8 protein-coding genes are annotated in these 9,233 nt (G+C 28.8%); 6 read left to right on the top strand and 2 right to left on the bottom strand.

The window, feature by feature from the left end; all coding sequences use genetic code 11:
- The first annotated feature begins 203 nt into the window (after positions 1-203).
- The 6 genes from E6248_RS09465 to E6248_RS09440 all read left to right on the top strand — a co-directional run bounded on the left by E6248_RS09465 (position 204) and on the right by E6248_RS09440 (position 7,024).
- Positions 204-656: a GNAT family N-acetyltransferase gene (locus tag E6248_RS09465; protein ID WP_316340572.1), complete on the top strand. Its 453-nt coding sequence runs from the start codon at positions 204-206 to the stop codon at positions 654-656.
- Positions 657-836: 180 nt separating this feature from the next.
- Positions 837-1,256 (top strand): DNA-binding protein, encoded by a 420-nt coding sequence (locus E6248_RS09460; protein WP_316340571.1) that lies wholly within the window; start codon positions 837-839, stop codon positions 1,254-1,256.
- Positions 1,257-1,304: 48 nt separating this feature from the next.
- Positions 1,305-2,114 (top strand): MurR/RpiR family transcriptional regulator, encoded by an 810-nt coding sequence (locus E6248_RS09455; RefSeq protein ID WP_316340570.1) that lies wholly within the window; start codon positions 1,305-1,307, stop codon positions 2,112-2,114.
- A gap of 158 nt (positions 2,115-2,272) precedes the next feature.
- On the top strand, positions 2,273-4,123 hold the full coding sequence (locus E6248_RS09450; protein WP_316340569.1) for a beta-glucoside-specific PTS transporter subunit IIABC: 1,851 nt from the start codon (positions 2,273-2,275) through the stop codon (positions 4,121-4,123).
- A gap of 4 nt (positions 4,124-4,127) precedes the next feature.
- Positions 4,128-5,534, top strand: coding sequence for a family 1 glycosylhydrolase (locus E6248_RS09445; RefSeq protein WP_316340568.1), 1,407 nt, complete (start codon positions 4,128-4,130; stop codon positions 5,532-5,534).
- Positions 5,535-5,548: 14 nt separating this feature from the next.
- Positions 5,549-7,024, top strand: coding sequence for a glycoside hydrolase family 1 protein (locus tag E6248_RS09440; RefSeq protein ID WP_316340567.1), 1,476 nt, complete (start codon positions 5,549-5,551; stop codon positions 7,022-7,024).
- A gap of 317 nt (positions 7,025-7,341) precedes the next feature.
- On the opposite strand, the gene E6248_RS09435 is transcribed toward E6248_RS09440, so the two are convergent.
- Together E6248_RS09435 and dusA are read right to left on the bottom strand one after the other, a co-directional pair.
- The gene (locus E6248_RS09435) at positions 7,342-7,920 is read right to left on the bottom strand and encodes a 5' nucleotidase, NT5C type (protein ID WP_316340566.1); all 579 of its coding nucleotides are present in this window, start codon (positions 7,918-7,920) and stop codon (positions 7,342-7,344) included.
- Positions 7,921-8,123: 203 nt separating this feature from the next.
- The gene (gene dusA, locus E6248_RS09430; RefSeq protein ID WP_316340565.1) at positions 8,124-9,161 is read right to left on the bottom strand and encodes a tRNA dihydrouridine(20/20a) synthase DusA; all 1,038 of its coding nucleotides are present in this window, start codon (positions 9,159-9,161) and stop codon (positions 8,124-8,126) included.
- Positions 9,162-9,233: the final 72 nt, after the last annotated feature.

The following is a 9,233-nucleotide window of genomic DNA, read 5'->3' as shown; positions in this document are numbered from 1 at the left end:
GATTCGCCTATAATTAATACATACAGAGAATGAATTCTGTGTTGGAGGTTGAATTTATGAATAACAGAAATATTAATATTAGAAAAGGTAACTATAGTGATATAGACGCAATAGCAAATTTAATTTATTTCACAGAAGTAAACCCTGGAGATGTATGAGGGGGAGAATCTAAAGAAGAAACTTTAGAAAATCTTAAAACTTTAATTAAAACGAAAGAATCAAGATATAGTACAGACTATATAACTGTTGCTGAATTAGATAATAAAGTAGTTGGTGCAATTATATTAATTCCTTATGATAAGTTAGATAAATTAAGTATTGAAACTTGTCTAAAACAATTTAATACAATTGAAGGAATTTCAGAAAAAGTATATTATGTTATAAATTCTTTAAAATACCTAATCTTTAGAGAGTGTAGAAGAGGAAACTTATATATTGCTAATATTGCTACAAGTGAAAGTGCAAGAGGACTTGGAATAGGTAAGATGCTTATGATGCATGCAGAGAAAGTAGCTAAAAGAGAAGAATTTGAGGGTATATCTCTACTTGCAAAGAATGAAAAAGTATCTAAATTCTATGAAAAACTGAATTATAATAAGATTTTTGATAGAGTCCTTTTAGGTGAAAGAGTAATAAAAATGGCGAAAGCTTTTTAATATAAATATAAGCTTCCTAGATTAGCTAGGAGGCTTTTCCCTTTTATTAAGGGGAGTGATGAATAACTATGAGGTGTAAAATAATAGACTAGCAATAACCATTTTACTTAAAGTACTGTTTTTATGATAAAATTAATAATATAATTGAATTAAATGTAATCTTAAAATGGAGTTGATAGTGTGGAATACAAAGTATTTGGAGAAACAATAGTATTAAGGTTAGAAAAAGGAGAAGAAGTTATTGAATCTATTAAAAATCTTTGTGAAAAGGAAGACATTAAATTAGGATCAATTTCAGGACTTGGAGCAACTAATCATGTAGTAGTAGGTCTTTTTAAAGTAGAAGAAAAGAAATATTACTCAAATACTTTTGAAGAGGATTATGAAATAACAAATTTAACGGGAAATATATCTAGAATGAATGGTGAGGTATATTTACATATACATGGAACATTTGCTAATTTTGAAGGGAAATGTATTGGAGGTCATTTAAATAAAGCTATTATAAGTGCCACCTCAGAAATAATAATTAATATAATAAATGGTGAAGTAGAAAGAAAATTCAGCGAAGAAATAGGGTTAAATTTAATTCAATTTTAAAAAAATTTATATTAAACTAAAGAAAAATTGAGTTTTAGGAGAATAACTATGGGGACATTATTAAATAGATTACTTATTATATTAAATGATGGGAAAGAAAGTTCTACCTATTATCATATAGCTAATATTTTATTATGTAATTATGATTCTATTCAGAATATGACTATTAAAGAAGTTGCAGATTTATGTTTTGTATCAAAATCTACAATTTCAAAGTTTACTAGGCATATAGGGTTTGATGATTTTATTGAACTAAAGGCAGCTGCATCTTATAGAAGTAATAAGGAATCCAATAATTTAAATTATAATGATAATATTATTGGATTTATGGAAGAACATACTAAGGAAGAATATATTGATAGAATTATTGATGATCTAGAATTAATTAAGTCTAATATAAATATGAATAAAATTGAAGAATTAGCTAAGGATTTAATTAAGTATGATAATGTAGCGGCATTTGGATTATTATATTCAGAATCAGCAGCTATGGATTTTCAAACTAAGCTTGCATATAACGGGAAATATATAATTTCTCATATGCATGATATTAAGCAAGATGAATTTATAAAAAATGCAAAAGAGGATACTTTAATTATCATATTTACTAATTCGGGTAATTATATAAAAAAGTATCAGATGATGCAGGGAAATTTAGATAAGAATATATTTAAACAAACCAAGGCTAAGATAGTTGTTATTACAGCTAATAAGGATATGGAAAATCATCCTTATGTAGATTTATGTATAGACTTTCAGCATAGCTCAAATGTACAAACACATGCAATATTGTATCAGGTTATTACTGATTTTATAACCTTTAAATATAAGAAATTAAAAGAGAGCATTAATAGATAGAAATGAGCATGGTTAAATTTTTATTATACCATGCTTTTTTTTATTTATCTAAAGTTTCCAAAAATCGAAATTTATTTATGTAAAACTTTTCAATGCTATAATTACGGTATGAGATGTAACCGGTGTCATCAAGAAAATAAAGTTTAGGAGGAATTGTAATGGCTAAGAAAAACTATGACTCACTAGCAAAAGAAATAGTCGAAAAAGTAGGTGGAGTTGAAAATATAAATAGCTTATTCCATTGTGTAACAAGATTAAGATTTAAATTGAAAGATTCATCAAAAGCTGACAGAGAAGCTATTAAAAATATACAAGGTGTTTTATCTGTTGTAGAAGGTAATGGACAGTTCCAAGTAGTTATTGGAAACCATGTTACAGATGTATTTGAAACTGTATTAAATATATTCCCAGCAATTAAGAGTGAATCAATGAATACAGAAGATGCAGATGAAAAGCCATCAGGAAACATATTAACACGTATGTTCAATACAATGTCATCTATATTTAATCCAATTATAATAGCTCTAGCTGGAGCAGGGATGATTAAAGCATTACTTGTAATTTTAACAACTTATGGATTCATGGATAATACAGGAAGCACTTATAAGATTTTAAGTGCTGCGGGAAATAGTGTATTTTATTTCTTACCATTATTCTTAGCATTTAGCACCGCAAAAACATTTAAAGTAAATCAATTTATTGCCGTTGCAATAGTTGGTGCATTAATGGAACCTAATTTTTCTGGACTTATGCAGGCAACAGGAGATGTAGTTGATTTCTTTGGAATTCCAGTTGTACTTATGGGATATTCAGGTACAGTTATTCCAGCGATACTAACTATTTGGGTATATTCATATGTTGAAAGATTTTTAAAGAAATTTATTCCTAAGAGTATAGAAATATTTACTTTATCAGCAGTAGCATTATTAGTTATGGTACCATTAGCAGTTATAGTTATAGGACCAATTGGAGTTACTCTAGGTAATGGTATGGGAGATTTAATTAACTTCTTGAGTGACAAGAGCGGATTACTAGCAGGGTTAGTAGTTGGAGCAGGATGGACATACCTTGTAATGATGGGTATTCATTGGGGCGTTGTTCCGATAATGATAAACAATATTGCAAATCAAGGCTATGACGTTATTAGACCAATGATTGCAGCAGCTACATTTGCGTGTGCAGGTGTTGCTTTAGGAGTAGTACTTCGTTCTAAAAAGAAAGAAACAAGAGCTTTTGCAGCATCAACAATGATTCCAGCTTTATTAGGTGGTATAACAGAACCAATTGTATATGGTTTAGCAGTAAAATATAAAAAACCTTTAATTGCTCTAACAATATCAGGTGGTATAGCAGGAGCGTTTATGGGAATGTTCCAAACAAAGGCTATGGTTTATGTATTCCCAGCATTAACAACTTTACCAGCATTCTTTGGAGATACATTTATAATTTACTTAATAGGTATAGCAATGGCATTTACACTATCAGCGGTTTTAACTTATATACTTGGATTTGAAGAGGATGAATCAAAACCTAAAAAAAGTTCATTAAAACCATCAGAATTAGCAGCTTGTGTTAAAGGAGAAATGATTCCATTAGAAAATGTAAATGATCCTGTTTTTTCAAGCAAAACTATGGGAGATGGAGTAGCGTTTATACCTGAAGTTGGCGAAATAACATCTCCTGTTGATGGAACCGTAGAAGTAGCATTTCCAACTGGACATGCAATAGGATTAAAGAGTGATAATGATTTTGAAGTTTTGATACATGTTGGAATTGATACAGTAGAGCTAAATGGACAAGGTTTTAAGATTTTAGTTAAGCAAGGGGAAAAAATAACAAGAGGTCAAAAGTTAATAGAATTTGATTTGAAGAAGATAAAAGAAAAGGGATATGATCCTACTACCATGCTTTTAATAACTGAAGCAAATAATAAAACATTAAAGAAAGAAAATTACCGTAATGTAGCAAATGAAGATAAAGTTTTAGAACTAATAGGTGAGGGGGCATAATAAAATGACATTTCCTAAAAACTTTTTATGGGGAGGAGCAATTGCAGCTAATCAAGCTGAAGGTGCTTATAATGAAGATGGCAAAGGCTTAAGCGTTGCAGATATACTACCAGTTGGAGCAGATAGATTTGAAAATATAGAGTTAGAAATAAATAAAGAAAAATATTATCCTAGTCATGAAGCTATAGACTTTTACCACACCTATAAGGAGGATATTAAGGAATTATCTGAGCTAGGTATGAAGTGTTTTAGAACTTCTATAGCTTGGAGTCGTATATTCCCTAATGGAGATGATAAAGAGCCTAATGAAAAGGGACTAGAATTTTATGATAATTTATTTGATGAATTATTGAAATATGGAATGGAGCCTGTTATAACTATTTCACATTTTGAAACTCCCCTTAATTTAGTCACTAAATACGGTGGGTGGAAAAATAGGAAACTTATAGATTTTTATTCTAATTATTGCAATGTAATATTTAATAGATATAAGGATAAAGTTAAGTATTGGATGACTTTTAATGAAATTAATCATGCTCATACATTACCACTTATAGCTGCTGCAATAGTAGTTAAAGAAGATGAAAATAAACTTCAAGATATTTATCAAGCAAGCCATAATATGTTAATAGCAAGTGCAAAGGCTGTAATTATGGGACATGAAATTAATAAAGATTTCAAAATAGGATGTATGTTATCACTATCTCCTATATATCCAGCATCTTGTAAGCCAGAAGATGTATTTGAATCTTATGAATTAAGAAGAAGATCGTTATTTTATAGTGATATACAAATGCTTGGAGAATATCCTTCATATTTTAATCGTATTGCTAAAGAAAATAATATTAATATAGAAATGGAAGATGTGGACAAGGAAATTCTTAAAAAAGGTGTTTGTGATTATTTAGGATTTAGTTATTATAGATCATCTTTACATGAAGCAGGAATGAAGATATTAGGTAATACAGGTGGATTGTTAGGAAAGAAAAATCCTTATTTAAGTGAAACAAAGTGGGGATGGCCAATAGATCCATTGGGATTAAGGTATGTATGTAATGAATTGACAGATAGATATCATAAGCCTTTATTCATAGTAGAAAATGGATTAGGAGCTATAGATGAAGTTACAGAAGATGGTAAGATACATGATGATGAAAGAATGGATTATCTTAAAAAGCATGTGATAATGATGAATGAAGCAATTGAAGATGGTGCAAATATATTAGGGTATACTTGGTGGGGACCAATAGATATTGTTTCAGCAGGTACTGGAGAAATGAAGAAGAGATACGGTTTTGTTTATGTAGATAGAGATAATGATGGAAATGGATCTTTAAAACGTATTAAGAAAGATAGTTATAACTATTATAAGCAAATTATAAAAACTAATGGAGAAAATTTAGATAGATAATGGAGGCAGTTTATATGAAAAAAATATTATCTTTTCCTAAAGGATTTTTATGGGGTGGAGCAATTGCAGCAAATCAAGCTGAAGGTGCGTGGAATATTGATGGTAAAGGAATGTCAGTAGCAGATGTAGCTATGTATAAGCCTGATATCGACATAAAAGATTATGTTAAGCAATGGCATGTTGGATTAGAAGATATAAAGAATGCAATGGAAGCTAAAGATGATAAATACTATCCGAAGCGTAGAGGGATAGATTTTTATCATCACTATAAAGAGGATATAGCTTTATTCAAAGAAATGGGATTTAAAACTTTACGTGTATCTATAGCATGGACTCGAATTTTCCCAAATGGAAATGAAGAGAAGCCAAATGAAAAGGGGCTAGAATTTTACGAGGACCTTTTTAAAGAGCTAAGAAAAAATGATATAGAGCCTTTAGTAACCTTATCACATTATGAAATGCCAATTTATTTAGTTAATAACTATGATGGATGGGTATCTAGAGAAGTTGCAGATATGTTTGTAAAATATGCAAAAGTATGTTTTGAAAGATATAAAGACTTAGTAAAATACTGGCTTACATTTAATGAAATAGATAGTGTTTTCCGTCACCCATTTACTACAGTTGGAGTAGTTGAAGATAAATATGCAAGTAAAAAAGAAGCAGAAGAAGCAATTTATCAAGCGTTGCACAATCAATTTGTAGCAAGTGCTTTAGCAACAAAATATTGTCATGAAATAATACCAGGTTCGCAAGTAGGATGTATGGTAACTAAAACTTTAACATATCCTGAAACTTGTAATCCCGATGATATAATTTTAGCTCAAAGAGATAATAGAAATAACTTTGTTTATACTGATGTACAAGTATTAGGTAAATATCCTAGACATCTTTTAAATTACTTCACGAAGAATAATATCAATGTAAAAATGCTAGAGGGGGATGAAGCTATACTACAACAATATACAGTAGATTTTATTTCCTTTAGTTATTATATGTCCATGGTTCAAAGTATAAATGCAGAACAAAGAGAAAAGGTTGGAGGAAATCTTGTTACTGGAGTTAAAAATCCATATTTACCAACAAGCGAATGGGGATGGCAAGTAGATCCAAAGGGGTTAAGAGTATCATTAATAGATTTATACGATAGATATCAAAAGCCATTATGGATAGTTGAAAATGGTATTGGTGCTTATGATAAGGTAGAAGAAGATGGGTCAATTAATGATGATTATAGAATAGAGTACTTTAAAAAGCACTTTGAGCAAATTGCTATAGCAATAGACGAAGGTGTGGAATGTATGGGATATACTTCTTGGGCTTGTATTGATTTAGTTAGCGCATCAACTTCTCAAATGTCAAAAAGATATGGATTTATATATGTAGATGCTGATGATTTAGGAAATGGGACATATAAGAGAAGTAAGAAAAAGAGCTTTGAATGGTACAAAAATATTATTAAGAATAACTCAATAGAAATAGAAGAATAAAACAAGAGAATATTAGTTTATTATAATAAAAGCCGCTAATCTTTTAGAGATTGGTGGCAATTTTTATTAAGAAAACTAAAGTGTGAAAAGAAGTGTGAAAATTTAGAGAATTTATTTGGAAAACTTATTGACATAAATATAATAAGCATGTATTATAAATATAAAGAATTGATAATAATTATCAGTTGATTAATTGGGATGTGTTTACTTCTAATCATTTTTCTCATTAATTTTTAATATTTACCCCTATATAAGAATCCTAGAAGAGAGTAGGATTCTTTTTTTTGCTTTTTACCACAAGGGATAAATAATTTTAATTAGATTGCTTCCATTTCCAAAAATAAACTTTTTATATTTCTATAAACTTCTATCCAATTGTAAACTCTTTTAATATTACTATTTAGTGGCTTTCTATTATAATTTGTATCTAATAGAAGAACGTAAAAACCAGCTTCAGAAAGTTCAATTGCATTTTTATAGTTGTCCTCTATAAACACATCACAATATAATTCCTTTGCTTTATTAACCTTGTAATGGCTTCCAAGTAAAAATAAGTTATCATAATGAATAGAATTATTTCTTAAATATTCATGAGTAATAAGTGCTAAGTCTTTTTCTCTAGCAGTTACAAAGTGCAAGTTTGAAAATTGCATTAATTTATCTATAATTATTTTTACATCATCTCTTATTTTTTGAGTTGAATGAATTTCATGCTTATACTTTTCATAAAATTCTAAATAACTTTCTTCACTTACTCCTATTACTTCAGAAATAGAATATTTAGTTACATCTTTTTCAGTGATGTTAGTTTTAAAATGTTTATTGCAACAATCTAACCAATAGTAGGGCTCTGTTATTGTTCCATCAATATCAATACATATATTAAGTTTTTTCATTTTCAACCTCCTTTAGTTATATTCTAATATTAGAATAACATTTAATAGTTAACTTCTTATTAAAGATAAGTTAAAGTTATATAATAAACCTATAAATATAAGGAAATCTAATTCTATTAAAATTAAATTTCCTTATATTATTAAGGTTTATTATAGTTTATATTATGTAAAAACAAATTATTAAAAAACAGATAATTAAATTATCACCATAAGATACTTTCAGGCATATTTTCTAAAATTGTATTTAAAATATCTACTATTGTATCTTTTTTTACATTTGAAGAAGATAAAAGTTGTTTATATTTTTTGCTCCCTTTTACTCCTTGGAATAAGCTATGTAAAGGTGAAACTAAGGCATGAACACTGCTTCCTTTTTCAAGTTCCTTAATTATGTAAGGAATATATGATTTTATAGCTTCTCCCCTAGAAATAGGTTTTTTATCTTCAGAGTAATCATAAAGTTTAAAAAAGTTTGATAAAAGATAGCAGTCCTCATAAGCAGATCTTCCAATCATCACCCCATCCACTTTAGTTAATGCTGATTTTATATCTTCAATAGTTTTAAAGCCACCATTAATTTCTATGTTTAAATAATCAAATTCCTCTTTAAGTCTATAAACCATATTATAGTCTAAAGGTGGGATTTCTCTATTATCTTTAGGACTTAATCCTTTAAGGATTGCAGAACGAGCATGGATTGTGTATCTGTCAGGCTTAGCCTTTGATACAGTATCTAAAAAGTCTAAAAGGTCATTATATCCTTCCATAATTATTTTATCACTTGTACCCTCTAAGATACCTGTCCCATCAATTCCAATTCTATGCTTTATTGTAACTGGTTTATTTGTTGCTTCTTTCATAGCGGATAAGATTTCATAAACTAAGTTTTTAGAAGACATCAAAGCTGCCCCCATCAAATTACCTGAAACTCTATCAGACGGACAACCGCAGTTTAAATTTATCTCACTATAATTAAAGTCTTCAGCTAACTTTACAGCCTTATATGCATCTTCTGGGTTTGAAGCAGCAATTTGAAGAGCAACTTGACCTTCTTCTTCTCTAAAATATAGAATTTTATTTATATCTCCATTTATTATAGATTGAGCAGTTACCATTTCTGTATATAAAAGAGCTTCTTCAGTTAGAATTCTTGCAAAATATCTAAAGTGCCTATGAGTTTTATCAACCATAGGAGCAATACTAACTTTAGGAGTCACAATATTTGATAAATATTTTTCCATTAGATTTCCTTTCTATGTATACTTAAGTATTTAAATATCACTTTATTATATAATAATAAATGAATATATAAT

Source organism: Clostridium sp., assembly GCF_032552055.1.
Taxonomy (GTDB): Bacteria; Bacillota; Clostridia; order Clostridiales; family Clostridiaceae; genus Clostridium.
This window is presented reverse-complemented; position numbering and strand designations above follow the sequence as displayed.

Bases quoted from the DNA above. Each gene is read 5' to 3' on its own strand.
- dusA (WP_316340565.1), bottom strand. From the start codon at position 9,161: ATGGAAAAATATTTATCAAATATTGTGACTCCTAAAGTTAGTATTGCT.
- E6248_RS09445 (WP_316340568.1), top strand. From the start codon at position 4,128: ATGACATTTCCTAAAAACTTTTTATGGGGAGGAGCAATTGCAGCTAAT.
- E6248_RS09450 (WP_316340569.1), top strand. From the start codon at position 2,273: ATGGCTAAGAAAAACTATGACTCACTAGCAAAAGAAATAGTCGAAAAA.
- E6248_RS09440 (WP_316340567.1), top strand. From the start codon at position 5,549: ATGAAAAAAATATTATCTTTTCCTAAAGGATTTTTATGGGGTGGAGCA.
- E6248_RS09435 (WP_316340566.1), bottom strand. From the start codon at position 7,920: ATGAAAAAACTTAATATATGTATTGATATTGATGGAACAATAACAGAG.
- E6248_RS09455 (WP_316340570.1), top strand. From the start codon at position 1,305: ATGGGGACATTATTAAATAGATTACTTATTATATTAAATGATGGGAAA.